This window comes from Streptomyces sp. NPDC005533 (genome assembly GCF_042871845.1).
Taxonomy (GTDB): Bacteria; Actinomycetota; Actinomycetes; order Streptomycetales; family Streptomycetaceae; genus Streptomyces.
Map to the genome: position 1 here is coordinate 1 of NZ_JBIAJH010000020.1, position 18,991 is coordinate 18,991.

16 protein-coding genes are annotated in these 18,991 nt (G+C 71.4%); 11 read left to right on the plus strand and 5 right to left on the minus strand.

From position 1 onward, the window contains the following. Nucleotides 1–133 precede the first annotated feature (133 nt). The 6 genes from ACFYP3_RS20875 to ACFYP3_RS20900 all read left to right on the plus strand — a co-directional run bounded on the left by ACFYP3_RS20875 (nucleotide 134) and on the right by ACFYP3_RS20900 (nucleotide 8,510). Nucleotides 134–1,513, plus strand: coding sequence for a sensor histidine kinase (locus ACFYP3_RS20875; protein WP_388834507.1), 1,380 nt, complete (start codon nucleotides 134–136; stop codon nucleotides 1,511–1,513). A gap of 453 nt (nucleotides 1,514–1,966) precedes the next feature. Beyond that, nucleotides 1,967–2,626, plus strand: a complete 660-nt coding sequence (locus ACFYP3_RS20880) for a response regulator (RefSeq protein ID WP_388834799.1) — start codon at nucleotides 1,967–1,969, stop codon at nucleotides 2,624–2,626. Between the two features lie 152 nt (nucleotides 2,627–2,778). After that, nucleotides 2,779–4,722 (plus strand): 2-oxoacid:acceptor oxidoreductase subunit alpha, encoded by a 1,944-nt coding sequence (locus ACFYP3_RS20885; protein WP_388834510.1) that lies wholly within the window; start codon nucleotides 2,779–2,781, stop codon nucleotides 4,720–4,722. Beyond that, nucleotides 4,715–5,791: a 2-oxoacid:ferredoxin oxidoreductase subunit beta gene (locus tag ACFYP3_RS20890; RefSeq protein ID WP_388834513.1), complete on the plus strand. Its 1,077-nt coding sequence runs from the start codon at nucleotides 4,715–4,717 to the stop codon at nucleotides 5,789–5,791. Before ACFYP3_RS20885 ends, ACFYP3_RS20890 begins: the two co-directional genes overlap by 8 nt. Nucleotides 5,792–6,025: 234 nt before the next feature. Then, nucleotides 6,026–6,970: an EamA family transporter RarD gene (gene rarD, locus ACFYP3_RS20895; protein WP_388834515.1), complete on the plus strand. Its 945-nt coding sequence runs from the start codon at nucleotides 6,026–6,028 to the stop codon at nucleotides 6,968–6,970. A gap of 223 nt (nucleotides 6,971–7,193) precedes the next feature. Beyond that, a complete protein-coding gene (locus ACFYP3_RS20900; RefSeq protein WP_388834518.1) occupies nucleotides 7,194–8,510 on the plus strand; it encodes a M28 family metallopeptidase in 1,317 nt (438 codons plus the stop codon). Nucleotides 8,511–8,635: 125 nt separating this feature from the next. Here the strand turns inward: ACFYP3_RS20900 and ACFYP3_RS20905 are convergent, their stop codons facing one another. The 4 genes from ACFYP3_RS20905 to ACFYP3_RS20920 form a co-directional block, all read right to left on the minus strand. Continuing rightward, the gene (locus ACFYP3_RS20905) at nucleotides 8,636–9,052 is read right to left on the minus strand and encodes a hypothetical protein (RefSeq protein WP_362805829.1); all 417 of its coding nucleotides are present in this window, start codon (nucleotides 9,050–9,052) and stop codon (nucleotides 8,636–8,638) included. Continuing rightward, nucleotides 9,049–9,252, minus strand: coding sequence for a hypothetical protein (locus tag ACFYP3_RS20910; protein ID WP_234323499.1), 204 nt, complete (start codon nucleotides 9,250–9,252; stop codon nucleotides 9,049–9,051). The genes ACFYP3_RS20905 and ACFYP3_RS20910 overlap by 4 nt, the downstream gene beginning before the upstream one ends. A 117-nt stretch (nucleotides 9,253–9,369) precedes the next feature. Next, nucleotides 9,370–10,593, minus strand: a complete 1,224-nt coding sequence (locus tag ACFYP3_RS20915; RefSeq protein WP_388834521.1) for an outer membrane lipoprotein carrier protein LolA — start codon at nucleotides 10,591–10,593, stop codon at nucleotides 9,370–9,372. A gap of 244 nt (nucleotides 10,594–10,837) precedes the next feature. Beyond that, nucleotides 10,838–11,848, minus strand: a complete 1,011-nt coding sequence (locus ACFYP3_RS20920; protein ID WP_388834524.1) for a polyprenyl synthetase family protein — start codon at nucleotides 11,846–11,848, stop codon at nucleotides 10,838–10,840. A 190-nt stretch (nucleotides 11,849–12,038) separates the two neighbouring features. On the opposite strand from ACFYP3_RS20920, the gene ACFYP3_RS20925 reads away from it, so the two are divergent. Together ACFYP3_RS20925 and ACFYP3_RS20930 are read left to right on the plus strand one after the other, a co-directional pair. Continuing rightward, nucleotides 12,039–13,556 carry a peptide MFS transporter gene (locus tag ACFYP3_RS20925; protein ID WP_388834526.1) on the plus strand — a complete coding sequence of 506 codons (1,518 nt, stop codon included), beginning with the start codon at nucleotides 12,039–12,041 and terminating at the stop codon, nucleotides 13,554–13,556. Between the two features lie 22 nt (nucleotides 13,557–13,578). After that, a complete protein-coding gene (locus ACFYP3_RS20930) occupies nucleotides 13,579–15,585 on the plus strand; it encodes a CocE/NonD family hydrolase (protein WP_388834528.1) in 2,007 nt (668 codons plus the stop codon). 46 nt (nucleotides 15,586–15,631) lie between these two features. Here the strand turns inward: ACFYP3_RS20930 and ACFYP3_RS20935 are convergent, their stop codons facing one another. Then, nucleotides 15,632–16,450 carry a Cof-type HAD-IIB family hydrolase gene (locus ACFYP3_RS20935; RefSeq protein ID WP_388834530.1) on the minus strand — a complete coding sequence of 273 codons (819 nt, stop codon included), beginning with the start codon at nucleotides 16,448–16,450 and terminating at the stop codon, nucleotides 15,632–15,634. 141 nt (nucleotides 16,451–16,591) lie between these two features. On the opposite strand from ACFYP3_RS20935, the gene fahA reads away from it, so the two are divergent. From fahA to ACFYP3_RS20950, 3 genes are all read left to right on the plus strand, one after another. Beyond that, the gene (fahA, locus tag ACFYP3_RS20940; protein ID WP_388834532.1) at nucleotides 16,592–17,815 is read left to right on the plus strand and encodes a fumarylacetoacetase; all 1,224 of its coding nucleotides are present in this window, start codon (nucleotides 16,592–16,594) and stop codon (nucleotides 17,813–17,815) included. 139 nt (nucleotides 17,816–17,954) lie between these two features. Beyond that, a complete protein-coding gene (locus ACFYP3_RS20945; RefSeq protein ID WP_388834534.1) occupies nucleotides 17,955–18,725 on the plus strand; it encodes a GntR family transcriptional regulator in 771 nt (256 codons plus the stop codon). A gap of 33 nt (nucleotides 18,726–18,758) precedes the next feature. Then, nucleotides 18,759–18,986, plus strand: a complete 228-nt coding sequence (locus ACFYP3_RS20950) for a ferredoxin family protein (RefSeq protein ID WP_362395366.1) — start codon at nucleotides 18,759–18,761, stop codon at nucleotides 18,984–18,986. Nucleotides 18,987–18,991: the final 5 nt, after the last annotated feature.

The following is an 18,991-nucleotide window of genomic DNA, read 5'->3' on the forward strand; positions in this document are numbered from 1 at the left end:
GGGTTGGGGGGGGGGGGGGGGGGGGGGGGGGGGGGGGGGGGGGGGGCCCCCCCCCGGGGGGGGGGGGGGGGGGGGGGGGGGGGGGGGGGGGGGGGGGGGGGTTAACCCCAGTGGTGAGAGGCCGACTCGCCGCATGGTTCGGGGGTGGGGTGGGGCGGCAGGGTGGGGGTGTAGACGAGGAGCGGAAGGGCGGGTCGGGATCATGGACAACGGCAAGGGCACGGGCGGTGGTGTCGGCGCGGTGCTGCGGGCTCCCGTCGAGGGGCGGACCTGGCGGGAGTTCGGGTACCTGCTGATCGGGCTGCCGCTGAGCACGCTGTACTTCTCGCTCGCCATCACCGGTGTGAGCCTCGGCGCCGGGCTGCTCGTCACCTTCCTCGGCGTGCCGGTGCTCGCCGGCGTGCTCGCGATGTGCCGCGGGTTCGGGGCGGTGGAGCGGGCACGGGTGCGCGTGCTGCTCGGGGCGGACATCGCCGGCCCCGCGCCGATCCGGGCCGCGAAAGCCGGGCCCCTCGCCGCCATGGGGGCGCTGCTCAAGAGCGGGAGCGCCTGGCGGCACGTGCTGTACTCCGTGATCCACTTCCCGTGGGCCGTGTTCGGGTTCTGCCTGGCACTGACGTTCTGGGCGTCGGGCTGGACGCTCCTGCTGTACCCGCTCTGGTTCTGGGTCTTCCCGACCTACACCGACCAGCCCGGGATGATGCTCTTCCAGAACGGCGACTACTCCTTCTTCGTCGATTCGCCCGTGGAGATCGCCCTCGCCTGCCTCGCCGGGCTGGCGCTCACCCTCGCCACGCCCTGGGTGGTCCGGGCCCTGACCACCGTCGACCGGGTGATGGTCGGCGGGCTGCTCGGGAGTTCCCGTCTGGCGAGCCGCGTCACCGAGCTGGAGTCGGACCGGGGCGTGGTGGTGGACACCGCCGCGGCCGACCTGCGGCGCATCGAGCGCGATCTGCACGACGGGGCGCAGGCCCGGCTGGTATCGCTAGCGATGGACCTGGGGCTGGCGAAGGAGAAGCTCACCGAGGATCCGCGGGCCGCCGCGCGCATGGTGGACGAGGCGCACGGCGAGGTGAAGATCGCCCTGCAGGAGCTGCGGGACCTCGCGCGGGGGATCCATCCGGCCGTGCTGACGGACCGGGGGCTGGACGCGGCGCTGTCGTCGGTGGCGGCGCGGTGTGCGGTCCCGGTGCGGGTGGCCGTGGATCTTCCGGCCCGGCCGGTGGCGGCGATCGAGGGGATCGCGTACTTCACCGTCTCGGAGCTGCTCCAGAACGTGAGCAAGCACGCGATGGCCCGGTCGGCCTCGGTGGACGTGTGGAAGTCCGGGGAGCGGCTGCTGATCCAGGTGGCGGATGACGGGCGGGGCGGGGCGGGTGCCTCCGGCGGGGGGAGCGGGTTGGCGGGGTTGACGGGGCGGTTGGATGCGGTGGACGGCGTGCTGGTGGTGGATTCGCCCGCGGGGGTCGGGACGACGGTGACGGCGGAGCTGCCGTGGCGTGACCGGGGGTAGCCCCCGGGCCCCCTTTTTGTGGTGGTGAGCGGGACTCCCGTCCGGGGTGGGCGGGGGTCCCGCTCGTGTGTCGGGTGCGGGTGCGTTTCCCGGGGCTCCGCCCCAGACCCCGCGCCTCAAACGCCGGCGGGGCTGGATTTGGCGGCCCCCGCTTCGAAGGGCCGCGGGTGGGCGGGGGCGCCTCGAACGCCGGCGGAGTGGAATTGGCGGCCCCTGCTTCGAACGCCCCGGGTAAGCGGGGGCGCCTCGAACGCCGGTGGGGCTGGAAGGGGACGTCGGCGCTTCGAACGGCCGCGGGGCGGCATGTGACCTTCCGGTTCGGGAAAAGTGGCCCCGGACGCCCACGGGTTGGCTCGGCTCTGCCTTCACCAGGACTTAAGGCTGGGATGCTTGGCTGAGTCGTGTAGTGCGGGAACGAGTGGACGCGGGAGCTGCGAAGTCGTGGAAGACAGGGTGCGGGTGGTCATCGCCGAGGATTCAGTGCTGCTGCGTGAGGGCCTGACCCGGCTGCTGACCGACCGGGGGCATGACGTCGTGGCGGGCGTCGGGGACGCTGAGGCCCTGCTCAAGACGATCGCGGAGCTGGCGGCCGAGGACGCGCTGCCGGATGTGGTGGTGGCGGACGTACGGATGCCGCCGACGCACACCGACGAGGGCGTACGGGCGGCCGTACGGCTGCGCCGGGAGCATCCCGGGATAGGCGTGCTCGTGTTGTCGCAGTACGTGGAGGAGCAGTACGCCACCGAACTGCTGGCCGGTTCGAGCACCGGGGTGGGTTACCTGCTCAAGGACCGGGTGGCCGAGGTGCGCGAGTTCCTGGACGCGGTGGTCCGGGTGGCCCGGGGCGGTACGGCCCTGGACCCCGAGGTCGTCGCCCAGCTGCTCGGCCGCAGCCGCAAGCAGGACGTCCTGGCGGGGCTGACCCCGCGCGAGCGCGAGGTGCTCGGGCTGATGGCCGAGGGACGCACCAATTCCGCCGTGGCGAAGCAACTGGTCGTGAGTGACGGAGCGGTGGAAAAGCACGTCAGCAACATCTTCATGAAGCTGGGCCTCTCGCCGAGTGATGGGGATCACCGGCGTGTACTGGCCGTTCTCACCTATCTGAAATCTTGATCCACTGACACTCTGTCAGATACGGCATACCGGTCGGGCCGTCTCAAGGGGCGGTCCTACGGTCCAGAATGTGGTCGCCTCCGGGGAGCCTGATCCCTACGGACGTAGGGTGGGTTCTGGGGGTGCTCACGCCTCGAAGGAGGTCCAGTTCAGTGACCAGCCAGGTCAGCAGCCCAGCCGAGCAGGCCGACGGGGCCGGGGGTGCGGTTGTCGGCGGACAACGCACCTCGGCGAGCCCGGGCAGCAAGGAAGTACGCCGTCTCGATCGTGTGATCATCCGGTTCGCGGGTGACTCCGGTGACGGTATGCAGCTCACCGGTGACCGGTTCACCTCGGAGACGGCGTCGTTCGGAAACGACCTGTCGACGCTGCCGAACTTCCCCGCCGAGATCCGCGCCCCCGCCGGAACCCTCCCGGGTGTCTCCTCCTTCCAGCTCCACTTCGCCGACCACGACATCCTCACGCCGGGCGACGCCCCGAACGTGCTGGTGGCGATGAATCCGGCGGCGCTGAAGGCGAACATCGCGGATGTGCCGCGCGGCGCGGAGATCATCATCAACACGGACGAGTTCACCAAGCGCCCCATGGCCAAGGTCGGCTACGAGACCTCGCCGCTGGAAGACGGTTCCCTGGACGCGTACAACCTCCACCCGGTGCCGCTGACCACCCTGACGGTCGAGGCGCTGAAGGACTTCGGGCTCTCCCGCAAGGAGGCCGAGCGCAGCAAGAACATGTTCGCGCTGGGCCTGCTGTCGTGGATGTACCACCGGCCCACCGAGGGGACCGAGGCGTTCCTGCGGCAGAAGTTCGCGAAGAAGCCGGAGATCGCCGAGGCGAACATCGTCGCCTTCCGGGCCGGCTGGAACTTCGGGGAGACGACGGAGGACTTCGCGGTCTCCTACGAGGTCGCCCCCGCCACCCGCGCCTTCCCCACCGGCACCTACCGCAACATCTCGGGGAACCTGGCCCTCTCCTACGGCCTCCTCGCCGCGAGCCAGCAGGCGGACCTGCCCCTCTACCTGGGCTCTTACCCGATCACCCCGGCCTCGGACATCCTCCACGAGCTGAGCAAGCACAAGAACTTCGGCGTACGGACCTTCCAGGCCGAGGACGAGATCGCCGGCATCGGCGCGGCGCTCGGGGCGGCCTTCGGCGGGGCGCTCGGGGTGACCACCACCTCCGGGCCCGGTGTGGCGCTCAAGTCGGAGACCATCGGTCTCGCGGTGTCGCTGGAGCTTCCGCTGCTCGTCGTGGACATCCAGCGGGGCGGGCCCTCCACCGGTCTGCCGACGAAGACGGAGCAGGCGGACCTCCTCCAGGCCATGTTCGGGCGCAACGGCGAGGCGCCCGTCCCGATCGTGGCGCCGCGGACCCCCGCGGACTGCTTCGACGCCGCCCTCGACGCGGCCCGGATCGCGCTCACCTACCGGACCCCGGTCTTCCTGCTCTCCGACGGCTACCTCGCCAACGGGTCCGAGCCCTGGCGGATCCCGGAGGTCACGGACCTGCCCGACCTGAAGGTCAAGTTCGCCACCGGCACGAACCACACCCTCGCCGACGGCACCGACGTCTTCTGGCCGTTCAAGCGGGACCCGGAGACCCTGGCCCGGCCCTGGGCCGTTCCCGGCACGCCCGGCCTCGAACACCGCATCGGCGGCATCGAGAAGCAGGACGGCACCGGCAACATCTCCTACGACCCGGCCAACCACGACCACATGGTCCGCACCCGTCAGGCGAAGATCGACGGCATCCGGGTACCGGACCTGGACGTCGACGACCCGGACGGAGCAACCACCCTGGTCGTGGGCTGGGGTTCCACCTTCGGCCCCATCACCGCGGCCGTGCGCCGGCTGAGGAGCGCCGGACTGCCCGTCGCCCAGGCCCACCTGCGCCACCTGAACCCCTTCCCCAGGAATCTCGGAGAGGTCCTGGAGCGTTACGAGAAGGTAGTGGTGCCGGAGATGAACCTCGGGCAGCTCGCCACCCTGATCCGGGCGAAATACCTGGTCGACGCGCAGTCGTACACCCAGGTCAACGGAATGCCGTTCAAGGCGGAGCAGCTCGCAAAGGTCCTCGAGGAGGCCGTCAATGACTGAGGTGACCGTGACCGACGGGTCCCGCACACTGCTTTCGCTGGTGCCCAAGGCCGAGTCCAAGCAGTCGATGAAGGACTTCAAGTCGGACCAGGAGGTCCGCTGGTGCCCCGGCTGCGGCGACTACGCCGTGCTCGCCGCCGTGCAGGGCTTCATGCCCGAACTGGGGCTGGCGAAGGAGAACATCGTCTTCGTCTCCGGCATCGGCTGCTCCTCCCGCTTCCCGTACTACATGAACACGTACGGGATGCACTCCATCCACGGCCGTGCGCCCGCCATCGCCACCGGCCTCGCCACCTCCCGGCGCGACCTGTCCGTATGGGTGGTCACGGGCGACGGCGACGCGCTCTCCATCGGCGGCAACCACCTGATCCACGCCCTGCGCCGCAACGTCAACCTCAAGATCCTGCTGTTCAACAACAGGATCTACGGGCTGACCAAGGGGCAGTACTCCCCCACGTCCGAGGTCGGCAAGATCACCAAGTCCACGCCGATGGGCTCGCTGGACGCGCCGTTCAACCCGGTGTCGCTGGCGATCGGCGCCGAGGCCTCCTTCGTGGCCCGTACGGTCGACTCCGACCGCAAGCACCTCACCGAGGTGCTGCGTGCGGCGGCCGACCACCAGGGCACGGCGCTCGTGGAGATCTACCAGAACTGCAACATCTTCAACGACGGCGCCTTCGATGTCCTGAAGGACAGGGAGCAGGCGCAGGAGGCCGTGATCCGGCTGGAGGACGGCCGGCCGATCCGCTTCGGCGCGGACGACGCGAGAGGCGTCGTGCGCAATCCGGACACCGGTGACCTGGAGGTCGTGGACGTCACCCCGGCCAACGAGTCGCGGATCCTGGTCCACGACGCGAAGACCGCCAGCCCCACGACGGCGTTCGCACTCTCCCGCCTGGCCGACCCCGACACCCTGCACCACACCCCCATCGGGGTCTTCCGCAGCGTCGAACGGCCCGTCTACGACACCCTCATGGCCGACCAGCTCGACACGGCCATCGACCGCAGCGGCAAGGGCGACCTCGGTGCGCTGCTGACCGGCAACGACACCTGGACCGTCGTCGGCTGACCCGCGTGGCACGGCCACGGCCGTACGGAGCCTCACGAAGCCCGGATCTCGCAGGAGGTCCGGGCTTCGGCGCATGTCCCCCACGCGCTGTCGAAAGTGAGCGCTTTCCGCGGGGTGGTGTGGAGCCACGCAAGACCCTGGAGATGTCATGAGTATCTCGGAAGAACGGGCATGACATCCGGGCCGCGCGGCGCTACGGTCGTGAAGTTGGCTGGAAGTCGTACAGGAGGCCCCGTGAAGGCGGAGAACGAGCAGCGCACGGGTTTGCTCTACGGATTCGGCGCATACGGGATGTGGGGGCTGGTCCCCCTCTTCTGGCCGCTCCTGATGCCCGCGGGGGCCGTCGAGATCCTGGCCCACCGCATGACGTGGTCCCTGGCCGTGGTCGGGCTGGCGCTGCTCGCGGTGCGCCGCTGGGGCTGGATACGGGAGCTGCTGCGCCAACCGCGCAAGCTCGGCCTGACCGCGCTGGCCGCGTCGGTGATCAGCGTGAACTGGGGTCTCTACATCTGGTCGGTCAACAACGGCCACGTCGTCGAATCGAGCCTCGGCTACTTCATCAACCCGCTGGTCAGCATCGCGATGGGCGTGCTCGTCCTGGGCGAGCGGCTGCGCCGGGTGCAGTGGGTGGCGGTCGGCCTCAGCTTCGTCGCCGTCCTCGTGCTCGCCGTCGGCTACGGGCGGCCGCCGTGGATCTCGCTGGTCCTGGCCTGCTCCTTCGCGACGTACGGGCTGATCAAGAAGAAGCTCAACATGGGCGGGCTGGAGTCGCTGGCCGCCGAGACGGCCATGCTGTTCCTGCCGGCCCTGGGCTACCTGCTGTGGCTGACCGCGCAGGGCCGGTCCACCTTCGCGTCGCAGGGCGTCGGGCACGCGCTGCTGCTGGCCGCGACCGGACTGGTCACCGCGATCCCGCTGGTGCTCTTCGGGGCGGCCGCCATCCGCGTCCCGCTGTCCACCCTCGGGCTGCTCCAGTACATGGCTCCCGTCTTCCAGTTCGGGCTGGGCGTCCTGTACTTCCACGAGGCCATGCCGCCCGAGCGCTGGGCCGGGTTCTCCCTGGTGTGGGCCGCGCTCGCGCTCCTGACCTGGGACGCGCTGCGCACGGCTCGCCGCTCCCGGGCGGCCCTCGCGGCGGCCCCCGTCGTCGTGGCGGCGCCGGCCCGCGAGCCCGCGTAACAGCCACCGCCGGGTACGCACCGGCAAACGCTCCACCCTCACGATCCCCGGCACGGACCACCCGTCCCGGGGATCGTCCGTTTTCCGAACTGCCCTGACCGAATTGTGGTCTTGACGGACAGTCATACTCTCGCTGAACATCAGGCTCGCACTGACGCACTAACGCTCACCTGCTCTATCCCGCTCGTTCCGTCATATCCCCGCGGAATCCCGGAGCCCCCACATGAGCCTGTCCGTCTCCCGGCGCCTTGCTGCCGTGACCGCCTTCGCGGTCGCCGGCCTGATCGCCTCCACCGCCCCCGCCGCCCTCGCCGCCCCCACGGCGGTCACCGCGGCGCCGACCCCGCCCGACATACCGCTGGCCAACGTCAAGGCCCACCTGTCGCAGCTCTCCACGATCGCCGCGAACAACGGCGGCAACCGCGCCCACGGCCGGACCGGCTACAAGGCCTCGATCGACTACGTGAAGGGCAAGCTCGACGCGGCCGGCTTCACGACCACGCTGCAGACCTTCACCTCCAGCGGAGCCACCGGATACAACCTGATCGCCGACTGGCCGGGCGGCGACCCCAACTCGGTGCTGATGTCCGGCTCGCACCTGGACTCGGTGACCGCGGGCGCCGGCATCAACGACAACGGCTCCGGCAGCGCCGCCGTCCTGGAGGCCGCGCTGGCCGTCTCCCGTGCGGGCCTGCAGCCGACGAAGCACCTGCGCTTCGGCTGGTGGGGCGCGGAGGAGCTGGGCCTGATCGGCTCGAAGTACTACGTCAACAACCTGCCGGCCGCCGAGAAGGCGAAGATCTCCGGCTACCTGAACTTCGACATGATCGGCTCGCCGAACCCGGGCTACTTCGTCTACGACGACGACCCGACGATCGAGCAGACCTTCAAGAACTACTACGCGGGCCTCGGCATCCCGACGGAGATCGAGACCGAGGGCGACGGCCGCTCCGACCACGCGCCGTTCAAGAGCGCGGGCATCCCCGTCGGCGGCCTGTTCTCCGGCGCCGACTACACGAAGACGGCGGCCCAGGCGCAGAAGTGGGGCGGCACCTCCGGTCAGGCCTTCGACCGCTGCTACCACTCCTCCTGCGACAGCCTGTCGAACATCAACGACACGGCCCTGGACCGCAACGCCGACGCCATCGCGTACGCGATCTGGAACCTCGGGGCGGGCACCCCGATCCCGCCCGGCCAGTCCTTCGAGAACACGACGGACGTGAACATCCCCGACTCCCCGGCCGCCGCGGTCAACTCGCCGATCACGGTCTCGGGCGTCGCGGGCAACGCCCCGGCCACCACCAAGGTGGACGTGAACATCGTCCACACCTACCGCGGTGACCTGATCGTCGACCTGGTCGCCCCGGACGGCACGGTCTACAACCTGCACAACCGCACCGGCGGCAGCGCCGACAACCTCGTGCAGTCGTACACCGTCAACGCCTCCAGCGAGGTCGCGAACGGGGTCTGGAACCTGCGGGTCAAGGACGCCGCCGCGCAGGACGTCGGCTACGTCAACAGCTGGAAGATCACCTTCTAGGCGCACCGCCGGCCACGCGGCACACGGCCCGGGCCCCGAAAGCGCCACGAGCACCAAGGGGCACCGCGAGCTCCGGCACGATCCGAACCGATCGTGCCGGGGCTCGTCGCCGTCCCGGACCGGGCCTACGCGTCCTCGGCGCGGCCCTGCAGCGACGCGGGCAGCGGTTCCTGGATCCGGGCGCGCAGCTCCTCGGCCACGGCCGCGATGTCCGCGCGCCCCAGCTTCGCCGCCTCCACGAGGTCGCCGAGCTCCTCCGGCGAGGGCAGCTGACGGGCCCCGGCCACGCGCAGGTACGAGCGGGTCGCGGCGGCCGCGTAGAACTCGTTCATCGGGGATTCCAGCGCCGGGCACACCGCGAGGGTGTGCAGAAACGCGGCGGCCCGCCACGCGGTGTCCGGGGCGGGCTGTTCGGGCACGAGGACGAGGTCGTTCTGGTGCCGGGCGACCGCGGCGGCCACCCCGGAGGGGTCCCACACGGCGGGGTCGGACGGGAGATGGTGGGCCAGAGCGGTCCAGGCCCACTCCATGGTGATCTTCAATGCCCGAACCGCTCCTGGAAGTAGCTCCAGTGGTCGGCGAACTCCTCTATGCCGGACAGGAACTTCTTCCGGTCCTCGTCGAGTTCGCGTTCCGTGACTTCGGTGATCAGCGCGGTGACCGTCGTCCCCAGCGCCGCCGCACGCGCCTTCAGGCGTTCGTGGAACTCCTCGTCCAGGCGGATGGTGACGTGTCTCGACATGTCCCACACCGTACAGCGGCCGTGCTGTACGGGCAGCCGGAATGCCGCAAGGGTGGGCAGGGACACAGTCCCGGCCCACCCTCGCGGCGCTCTCGTGGGCGGTGACCGCCCGAGTGACTACTTGTTGGCGTCGGCCGCCTTCACCAGCGCGTCCTTGGTGACCGCGCCGACGTAGACCTTGCCGTCGTCCGTGACCAGGGCGTTGACCAGGCGGGTCGACAGGACCCGGCCCTCGCCGAACTTCCCGTTGACCTTCTCCCCGAGCGAGTCGAGGAACTGCTTGGCCTCCTTCGGGGCGTTCTTGTCGTTCGCCGGGTCCTCGAAGTCCTTGAGGCCCTTGCCGGCGCCCGAGTCGATCCGCGCGACGGTCGCCCAGCCCTCGCCGAGCACCTTCACGTCGCCCTGGCCGTTCGGGCCGCCCAGCAGGCCGTCCAGGCCCGGGAAGGACTCCAGCGCCTTGAGCCCCTCGCCCTTGTCGCCCTTGCCCGCCTCGTCGACGCCCTCGGTCAGCTTGGCGCCCTTGGGCGGGGTGAAGGCGAAGGTGTCGGCCGCCGGCTTGGCGAAGTCCACCTTGGTGAAGCCGGCGTCCACGATCGGCTTGCCGCCCTGGGAGGAGAGCAGTTGCACGCGCAGCGGCACGCCGTTCTTGGCGTCCACCGCGATCTGGACCGAGCCGACGGTGGAGCCGCTCTGCTTGGGCTTGAGGACCAGCTGGTAGGCGTCACGGCCGGCCACCTGCGCGGTGTCGCCCACGCTGACGTCGGTGGTCGGGCCGGCGGCCTTCAGGAGCTCCTCGGCCATCTTCTGGGGGGAGGCGGCCAGCCGGTCGGCCGTCTTGTGGTCCGTGCGCTTGTCCTTGTCGCCGTCCTTGCCGGACTGCGGGTCCTTCTCGTGGAAGACCTCGTTCGACTTGGAGTCGTAGCCCCAGACGTCGTCGCCGTTGTGGATGAGGCTGTACTCGTCCTTGCCGTCCAGGAACGTGAGCTTCTGGCGGTCCGGGCCGTCGGCCGCGACGCGGAAGGTGTGCGTGCCGTTGGCCAGCTGCGCGACCTTGTCCTCCGGGTTGGCGGAGCCGCCGGCGACCCCACCGCCGCCGAGCAGGCCGGTCGCGATCTTCGGAAGGCCCAGGTCGGTGCTGATCTTGGCCGTGCCCGACAGCTGCTGTACGTCGGAGGCGGCGACCTTCTCGATGAGCTGCTGCGCCGTCACCTTCGGCAGGTCGGGCCCGCCGGCGTTGGCGAAGGCCGGGACCATCGCCACGGTCGCCGCGGCCACACCCGCCACCGCCACCGGTACGGCGTACCGGGCGACCTTGCGAGAAGTCTTCGTGTTCGCTGCCATGTCAGTGCCCTGCCCTCTTGTGTCGACGGCGGCGACCGCCGTGTCGCCGCGCTCACCCGATCTGGTGGGGTTTGATGACTCCATCTGACCAAATCACCGGCGTCGGGGCGTCAGTCCCCGGACGCAACTGCGCGTACGACCGTGGGATGACACGGGGAGGGCCCTCCTGCCCGGACCCGTAGGGGTCACCGGGGCGGAAGGGCCCGTTCCGATCTGTGGGGTGTCGGCCACCCGCACGGCAGGTCTAGCCGGCGCGGTGCACCACGGCGTCGCAGAGCTCTTCGAGCGCCGACTTGGCGAAGCACTCGGGGAGCGGCGCGAGCGTGGCCCGCGCCTCCTCCGCGTACCGGATGGTGTCGCGGCGGGCCTGCTCCAGGGCGGGGTGTGCGCGCAGCCGGGTCAGCACCTCGGCGTGGCGGGCGTCGTCCGTCAGGTCGCCGTCCAGGAGGCGTACGAGCTCCAGGTCCTCGGGGCGCCCGTCCCGCTCGGCCATCTCGCGCAGCCGCAGCACGGGCAGCGTGGGAATGCCCTCGCGCAGGTCGGTGCCCGGGGTCTTGCCGGACTCGTGCGCGTCGGAGGCGATGTCGAGGACGTCGTCAGCGAGCTGGAAGGCGGTGCCGAGGCGCTCGCCGTACTGGGTGAGGATGTCGACGACCGACTCGTCGGCGCCGGCCATGAGCGCGCCGAAGCGGCCGGAGACGGCGATCAGCGAGCCGGTCTTGCCGGCGATGACGTCGAGGTAGTGGGCGACGGGGTCGCGGCCGTCGCGCGGGCCGGCCGTCTCCAGGATCTGACCCGTCACCAGCCGCTCGAAGGCCTCGGCCTGGATGCGGACGGCCTCGGGGCCGAGGTCGGCCAGGATGTGCGAGGCGCGGGCGAAGAGGAAGTCACCGGTCAGTACGGCGACCGAGTTGCCCCAGCGGGCGTTGGCGCTCTCCACGCCGCGGCGCACGTCGGCCTCGTCCATGACGTCGTCGTGGTAGAGGGTCGCCAGGTGGGTGAGCTCGACCACCACGGCGGAGGGGACAATTCCGGGCGCGTGGGGGTCCCCGAAGCGGGACGCGAGCATCACCAGCAGCGGCCGGAACCGCTTGCCTCCGGCCCGGACCAGGTGCTGTGCGGCCTCGGTGATGAAGGGGACTTCGCTCTTGGTGGCCTCCAGCAGACCCGCCTCGACGGCGGCCAGTCCGGCCTGGACATCGGTCTCAAGAGCCTGGTCCCGCACGCTCAGTCCGAACGGCCCGACGACGGTCACGAGGGGTACTCCTGTCTGCTGACGATCACGCTGACGATCACATGGATTGTCGATGTGTCGCTGCCATCACTCAAGCCAGCGTATCGGGTCTGTTTTCGATCACCGAGAGCGCCTTCCCGGCCACCACCCGAGCACTGTCCGATGCGCACCGGTATGTTCTGGAGGAGCCGAAACAACCGGAGCATACGTTTTGTCCAGAACTGCGACCGAGAGGGACGAGCCCGCGGACCCGGCGGACGAGCAGCCGCCGCCCCGCGACGACCACGCCTTCCTCGGCCACCCGCGCGGCCTCGCCACGCTCTCCGGCCTGGAGGTCTGGGAGCGCTTCTCCTTCCTCGGCATGCAGGCGATCCTCGTCCTCTACTTCGCGGACGCAGTGGCGAGCGGCGGCCTGGGCATGGCCCCGGGCACCGCGGCCTCCGTCTCGGCGGCGTACGGGACCATGGTCTACCTCGTCTCCGTCGCCGGCGGATGGCTCGCCGACCGCATCCTCGGTTCGTACCGGGCCGTGCTCTGGGGCGGCGTCCTGATCGCCGGCGGCCACTACGCGATGGCCGTGCCGACCGCGGCGATGACCTGGGTCGGCCTCGGCCTGATCAGCGCGGGCACCGGCCTGCTCAAGCCGAACGTGGCCACCATGGTCGGCAAGCTGTACCGGACGGACGACGACCGGCGCGACGCCGGTTTCGCCCTCTACTACATGGCCATCAACATCGGCGCCTTCGCCGGCCCGCTGGTCACCGGCTGGCTCGGCGAGCACCAGGGCTGGCACTGGGGCTTCTCCGCCGCCGCCATCGGCATGACCGCGGGCCTCGTCCAGTACGTGCTCGGCCGCCGCCACCTGGCCGGACGCAGGCACTCCGCCGAGTACGCGCTGGCGCCCGACGCGATGCGCAGGGCCGTGTGGCGGATCATCGGCGGCTGCCTCGCCTTCGCCGCGCTCGCCACCCTTCTGGCGGCCGCCGGTTGGCTGACGATGGACCGCTTCGTGGACCTGCTCACCCTCGTCTCGGTGATCGCCCCCGTCGTCTACTTCGCGGTGATGTTCCGCAGCCCGCGGGTGACGGGCGAGGAGCGCGGGCGGCTGCGCCCGTACGTGGTGCTCTTCCTGGCCTCGGTCGCCTTCAACTTCATCCTCTTCCAGGCCTACTCGACGATGATGCTGCTGGCCTCGACCAACGCCCGCACCACCATCCTGGGCTTCGACTTCCCCGCGAGCTGGTACGCCTCCGCCCTCGGCGCCTTCGAGGTGGCCCTCGCACCCGTCGTCGCCGCGCTGTGGGCCCGGATGGGCCACCGCCAGCCGCACGCCTCGAACAAGATCGCGATCGGGGTGATCCTGGGCGGCCTGTCCTTCCTGCTGATGGTGATCCCGACCTCGGGTCACGAGGGGGACGCCTACGAGATGGCCGCCTGGTGGATCGTCGGCTCGTACCTGCTGCTCGGCCTCGGCGACGTCCTGCTGGAGACCTCCGGCATGTCGGCCACCACGAAACTCGCCCCGAAGGCCTACCGCAGCCAGACGATGGCGCTGTGGTTCCTCTCCCTCGCGCTCGCCAACGGCATCCAGGCCCAGGTGGTCAAGGTCTACGGCCAGGTGTCGAACCCCGTGTACTTCGGCCTGAACGGCGCCGTCGCGGTGGCGGTGGGCCTCGCCGTGATCGCGCTGGCCCCGTGGCTGCGGCGCACGATGCACCCCGTCCACTGAGGTCCATGGAGGTGGTTCCCGCATGATCATCCGTACCGCGTTCCCGTACGAGACCACCCACGAGGATGTCCGGATCCCGATGGCCGACGGCGTGGAACTGTACGCGCGCGTCTGGCGGCCGGTGACGGACGAGCCGGTTCCGGCCCTGCTGGAGTACCTCCCGTACCGGCTGACCGACTGGACCGCCCCGCGCGACTGGCAGCGCCATCCCTGGTACGCGGGCCACGGCTACGCGTCGGTACGGGTGGACGTGCGCGGCCACGGCTGCAGCGGAGGCCGTCCCGGCGACGAGTACGACGCCCGGGAGCTGGCCGACGGCGTCGCGGTGGTGGAGTGGCTGGCGGCGCAGCCGTGGTGCACGGGCTCGGTGGGGATGTTCGGGATCTCCTGGGGCGGTCTCAACTCCCTCCAGATCGCCGCCCTCGCCCCGGAGGCGCTGAAGGCGGTCGTCACCGTCTGCTCGACGGACGACCGCTACGACAACGACGTGCACTACATGGGCGGCTCGGTGCTGGCCGTGGACATGCACGCCTGGTCGGCGACCATGCTGGCCTTCGCCTCCCGGCCGCCGGACCCGCTGTTCGTCGGCGACGGCTGGCGCCGGCAGTGGCTGGACCGGCTGGAGGCCGTCGAACCGCTGATCCACACCTGGCTCTCGCACCAGACCCGCGACGCCTACTGGCGCCACGGCAGCGTCTGCGAGGACTACGGGGCGATCGGCGCGGCGGTGCTCGCGGTGGGCGGCTGGCACGACCCGTACCGGGACGCCGTGCTGCGGCTGGTCGAGCACCTGCCGTCCGGGCGGGTACGGGGTCTGATCGGGCCCTGGTCGCACCAGTACCCGGACCGCGGACTGCCCCCGGGACCGGCGATCGGCTTCCTCCAGGAGACCCTGCGCTGGTGGGACCACTGGCTGCGGGGCATCGACAACGGGGTGACGGACGAGCCGCTGCTGCGCGCCTGGATCAGCGAGTCGCACCCGCCGGCGACGGTGTACGAGGAGCTGCCGGGCCGCTGGGTCGGCGAGAAGGCCTGGCCCTCGGCGTCCGTGATCCCCGTCCCGTACGTGTTCCAGGGCGCGCCGGTGGACGTCGCCTCGCCGCAGCACACCGGGGTGGACGCAGGCCGCTTCTTCCCCTTCGGCAACGACGCCGACCTGCCGCCGGACCAGCGGGAGGAGGACGCGAAGTCGGCCTGCTTCGAGTTCCCGGTGGGGGACGGGGAGCCGGTGGAGATCCTGGGCCGGCCCTCGGTGACCCTGCGGCTGCGGCTCGACGTGCCCTACGGGCAGGTCGTGGCCCGGCTGTGCGACGTCGCCCCGGACGGGTCCTCGACGCTGGTCACGCGGGGCGCGCTGAACCTGTCGGCCCGCCAGGGCCGGGACCGGGCCGTGCCGTGGCCGGTGGGCTCGTACGAGGACGTCACCTTCGAGCTGAACGGCATCGGCCACGCCTTCCCGCCCGGGCACCGGATCCGGCTCGCCGTGTCCTCCGCGTACTGGCCGTGGATCTGGCCGCGGGCCGGGTCGGAGGCCGGCTGGACCCTGGACCCGGCGGGCAGCGCGCTGACCCTGCCGGTGCGGGCGGCCTCGCCGGCCGGGGACGGGGGGATCGTCTTCGAGCCGCCGGAGCAGGCGCCGCCGCTGGGGGTCGCCTTCCCGGCGACGCTGGACGAACCGCGCCCGGAGCGCGTGGTCGTACGGGACGTCGCGCGCGGGACGTGGCGGCTGGAGGTGGACCCGCGGTACGGGGGCACGCGCGTGTACCCGGACGGCCTGGAGTTCGACGAGGACGCGGAGGACGTGTACGAGATCCAGGACGCCGACCCGCTGTCCGCGCGGGCCCGGTCCCGGTGGCGGATCCGGCTCCACCGGCCCGAACTGGCCTGGGACGTACGGGTGGAGACCCGCTCGGAGATCTCCTGCGACGAGGGCGGATTCCTGACGTCGAACGAGGTGGTGTGCCGGGAGGGCGGCGAGGTGGTCTTCCACCGCACGTGGGAACGCCGTCTGCCGCGCGCGGCGGGCTGAGCCGCCCCGGCGGGCGGCCCCCGCGGCGGCGCCCCGGAGGCGGGTGTCAGCCGTACAGGCGCTCCAGTACCACCGCGATGCCGTCGTCCTCGTTGGACAGGGTGATCTCGTCCGCCACCGCGACCAGCTCGTGGTGGGAGTTGGCCATGGCCACCCCGTGGGCGGCCCACGCGAACATCGGGACGTCGTTCGGCATGTCCCCGAAGGCGATCGTCGCGGCGGCGGACGCCCCCAGCACTTCGGCGGCCCGCGCGAGCCCACTGGCCTTGTCGATGCCCGGCGGCTGGAGTTCCACCGTGTGCTCCCCCGCCATCGTGACGTTCACCAGGTCTCCGACGACCGCCCGTGCCACCCGCGTCAGCTCGTCGTCGTCCAGTTCGGGGTGCTGGAGCAGCACCTTGTTGATGGGGGCGGCCCACAGGTCGGACCGCCGCGGCACCGACACCGTCGGCAGGTGCGGGTGCCACATCCGGTAGCCGGGCCCTATCAGCATCTCCGCGTCCAGCCCCTCCTGGTTGACCGCCGCGTAGACCTCGCCGATCTCCGCCTCGATCTTGCCGAGGGCCACCTCGGCCAGTTCCCGGTCCATGGCCGCGGAGTGCAGCAGGCGCCCGCGCGCCGCGTCGTACACCTGCGCGCCCTGCCCGCACACCGCGAGCCCTGTGTAGCCGAGGTCGTCGAGGACGTGTCGGACCTGGGGGACGGGGCGGCCGGTGACGATGATGTGCCGGGCGCCGGCCGCGCGGGCCGTCGCGAGAGCCTTGCAGGAGCGGGCCGAGACGGTGTCACCGGCGCGCAGCAGAGTCCCGTCCAGGTCAGTGGCGATCAAGGCATAGGGGAGGGCCGGAGGCGGGGCGCAAGTCACGGCGCCAAGGATACGGACCCCTTTGGACAAGTCCTACAAATAGAGCGCGAATCCGGCCTCCCACACGCCCCGCCAGCCACGTAACGTGTCAACCAGCTCCCGGGACACCCCCGGACCGCGTCGAAAGCGAGGCAGCACCCCATGCCCCAGCAGAGCCCCCTCGATCTCCCCGAGGGCGACCCGTTCGGGCCGCACAACCTCCCGTACGGCGTCTTCTCGACCTCCGCCGAGGACCGCCGCCGCATCGGTGTGCGGATCGGCGGGCACGTGCTCGACGCGGGGGCGGCCGCCGCCGCGCTCGGTTCCCCGTACGCCGGGCTGCTCGGGCAGTCCTCCCTCAACCCGCTGCTGGCCGCCGGGCGCACCGCCTGGCGCGACGTGCGCCGCGCGCTCACCGCCTGGGTGACCGACCCCGGCCACCGGGTCACGGTCGAGGCGCACCTGCTGCCGCTCGACGAGGTCACGCTGCACCTGCCGTACGAGGTCGCCGACTACGTCGACTTCTACGCGAGCGAGCACCACGCCACCAACGTCGGCCGCATCTTCCGCCCCGACGGCGACGCGCTCACGCCCAACTGGAAGCACCTGCCGATCGGTTACCACGGCCGCTCCGGCACCATCGTGGTCTCCGGGACCGACGTCGTACGCCCCTCGGGGCAGCGCAAGGCGCCCACCGACCCGGCGCCCGTCTTCGGCCCGTCCGTCAAGCTCGACATCGAGGCGGAGGTCGGCTTCGTCGTCGGCACCCCCTCCGAGCTGGGCCGCCCGGTGCCGCTGGCCGACTTCGAGGACCACGTCTTCGGGCTGTTCCTGCTCAACGACTGGTCCGCGCGCGACATCCAGGCCTGGGAGTACGTGCCGCTGGGCCCCTTCCTCGGCAAGTCCTTCGCCACCTCCGTCTCCGCGTGGGTGACCCCGCTGGAGGCGCTGGACGCGGCCCGCGTCGCCCCGCCGGCCCGGGACTTCCCGCTCCTGCCCTACCTGGACGACGCCGAGCTCGACCGCCCCGGCGGCTTCGACCTGCGCATCACCGTCTCCATCAACGGGCAGGAGGTGGCGCAGCCGCCGTTCGCGTCGATGTACTGGACCGCCGCCCAGCAGCTCGCGCACATGACCGTCAACGGCGCCTCCCTGCGCACCGGTGACGTGTACGGCTCGGGCACCGTCAGCGGCCCCGAGACCGGCCAGCGCGGCTCGCTGCTGGAGCTGACCTGGAACGGCCGGGACGCGATCGAGCTCGCCGACGGCAAGCGCACCTTCCTGGAGGACGGGGACACCGTCACCCTCACCGCCTGGGCCCCCGGTCCGGACGGCACGCGCGTCGGCCTCGGCGAGGTCACCGGCCGCATCGTGGGACAGCGCTAGTCCACCCATCGGTCGGCGGGGTGGCGGATCTGTCCGCCATCCCGCCGAAACCGCAGCTCAGAGCCTTGCGGAAGCGCCGTCAGGTGGCGCAACACTGTGGCAACACCACCGCCCCGGGGCCCCCGGTACGTTCCCTGCCATGCCAGCCGAACGCACCGCCACGCACACCGTCCCGGTCGCCGCCGCGCGCCGCCGGCGGCTGCGCGCGGACCAGGCGCGACAGCTCGCCGACCTGCTCCGCCACCAGATCCTGGCGGGCGGCTACCCCGGCGGGGTCCTCCCCCTGGAGAGCACCCTCGCCGCCGACTACGGCGCCGGCCGCAACACCGTCCGCCAGGCCCTCGACCTGCTGCGCGGCGAGCAGCTGGTGGAGCGCCGGCCGGGCGTCGGCACGGTCGTCGTCTGCGAGAAGTACCCGCACGGCCTGGACCGCCTGCAGGGCCTGGCCGAGACCTTGCACGAGCACGGCCGGGTCACCAACGAGGTCCGCACCGTCGGACCGGTCCGCGCCCCCGCCCCCGTCGCCGGACGCCTCGGCCTGCCCGAGCACGCCGACGTGCTGTACATCGAACGGCTGCGGCGCCTGAACGGGCTGCCGCTCTCCCTCGACCTCACCTACGTGCCGATGGACATCGGCGCCGAACTGCCGGTCTGCGACCTGGAGAACACCGACGTCTTCCGGCTCCTGGAACAGCTGACCGGGCAGCCGCTCGGCCACGCCGAGATCACCCTCGAGGCCGTCAACGCCGACGCGCACTCCGCCGCCGTCCTGCAGGCCCCGCGCGGGGCCGCCGTCCTGATGCTGGAACGCCTCACCCACCTGCGCGACGGCCGGCCCGTGGACCTGGAGTTCATCCGCTTCCGCGGCGACCGCATCACCATGAGCGGCCTGCTGCGCCGCTCCCTCTAGACCACCGCCCCACCCCCTTCCCTGGAGACAGCCATGCCTCTGGTCCCCCAGCGCGGCGACGTGCCCGTGACCATCGACGAGTCCCTGTGCATCGACGGCTGCACCCTCTGCGTCGACATGTGTCCGCTCGACTCGCTCGCGATCCGCGAGGACAACGGCAAGGCCCACATGCACGTCGACGAGTGCTGGTACTGCGGCCCGTGCGCCGCCCGCTGTCCCACCGGCGCGGTCACCGTCAACATGCCCTATCTGCTCCGGTGAAAGGC

Coding starts and splice junctions, on each gene's coding strand:
- ACFYP3_RS20875 (WP_388834507.1), top strand. CDS start 134: ATGGTTCGGGGGTGGGGTGGGGCGGCAGGGTGGGGGTGTAGACGAGGA.
- ACFYP3_RS20890 (WP_388834513.1), top strand. CDS start 4,715: ATGACTGAGGTGACCGTGACCGACGGGTCCCGCACACTGCTTTCGCTG.
- ACFYP3_RS20900 (WP_388834518.1), top strand. CDS start 7,194: ATGAGCCTGTCCGTCTCCCGGCGCCTTGCTGCCGTGACCGCCTTCGCG.
- ACFYP3_RS20910 (WP_234323499.1), bottom strand. CDS start 9,252: ATGTCGAGACACGTCACCATCCGCCTGGACGAGGAGTTCCACGAACGC.
- ACFYP3_RS20915 (WP_388834521.1), bottom strand. CDS start 10,593: ATGGCAGCGAACACGAAGACTTCTCGCAAGGTCGCCCGGTACGCCGTA.
- ACFYP3_RS20930 (WP_388834528.1), top strand. CDS start 13,579: ATGATCATCCGTACCGCGTTCCCGTACGAGACCACCCACGAGGATGTC.
- fahA (WP_388834532.1), top strand. CDS start 16,592: ATGCCCCAGCAGAGCCCCCTCGATCTCCCCGAGGGCGACCCGTTCGGG.
- ACFYP3_RS20945 (WP_388834534.1), top strand. CDS start 17,955: ATGCCAGCCGAACGCACCGCCACGCACACCGTCCCGGTCGCCGCCGCG.
- ACFYP3_RS20950 (WP_362395366.1), top strand. CDS start 18,759: ATGCCTCTGGTCCCCCAGCGCGGCGACGTGCCCGTGACCATCGACGAG.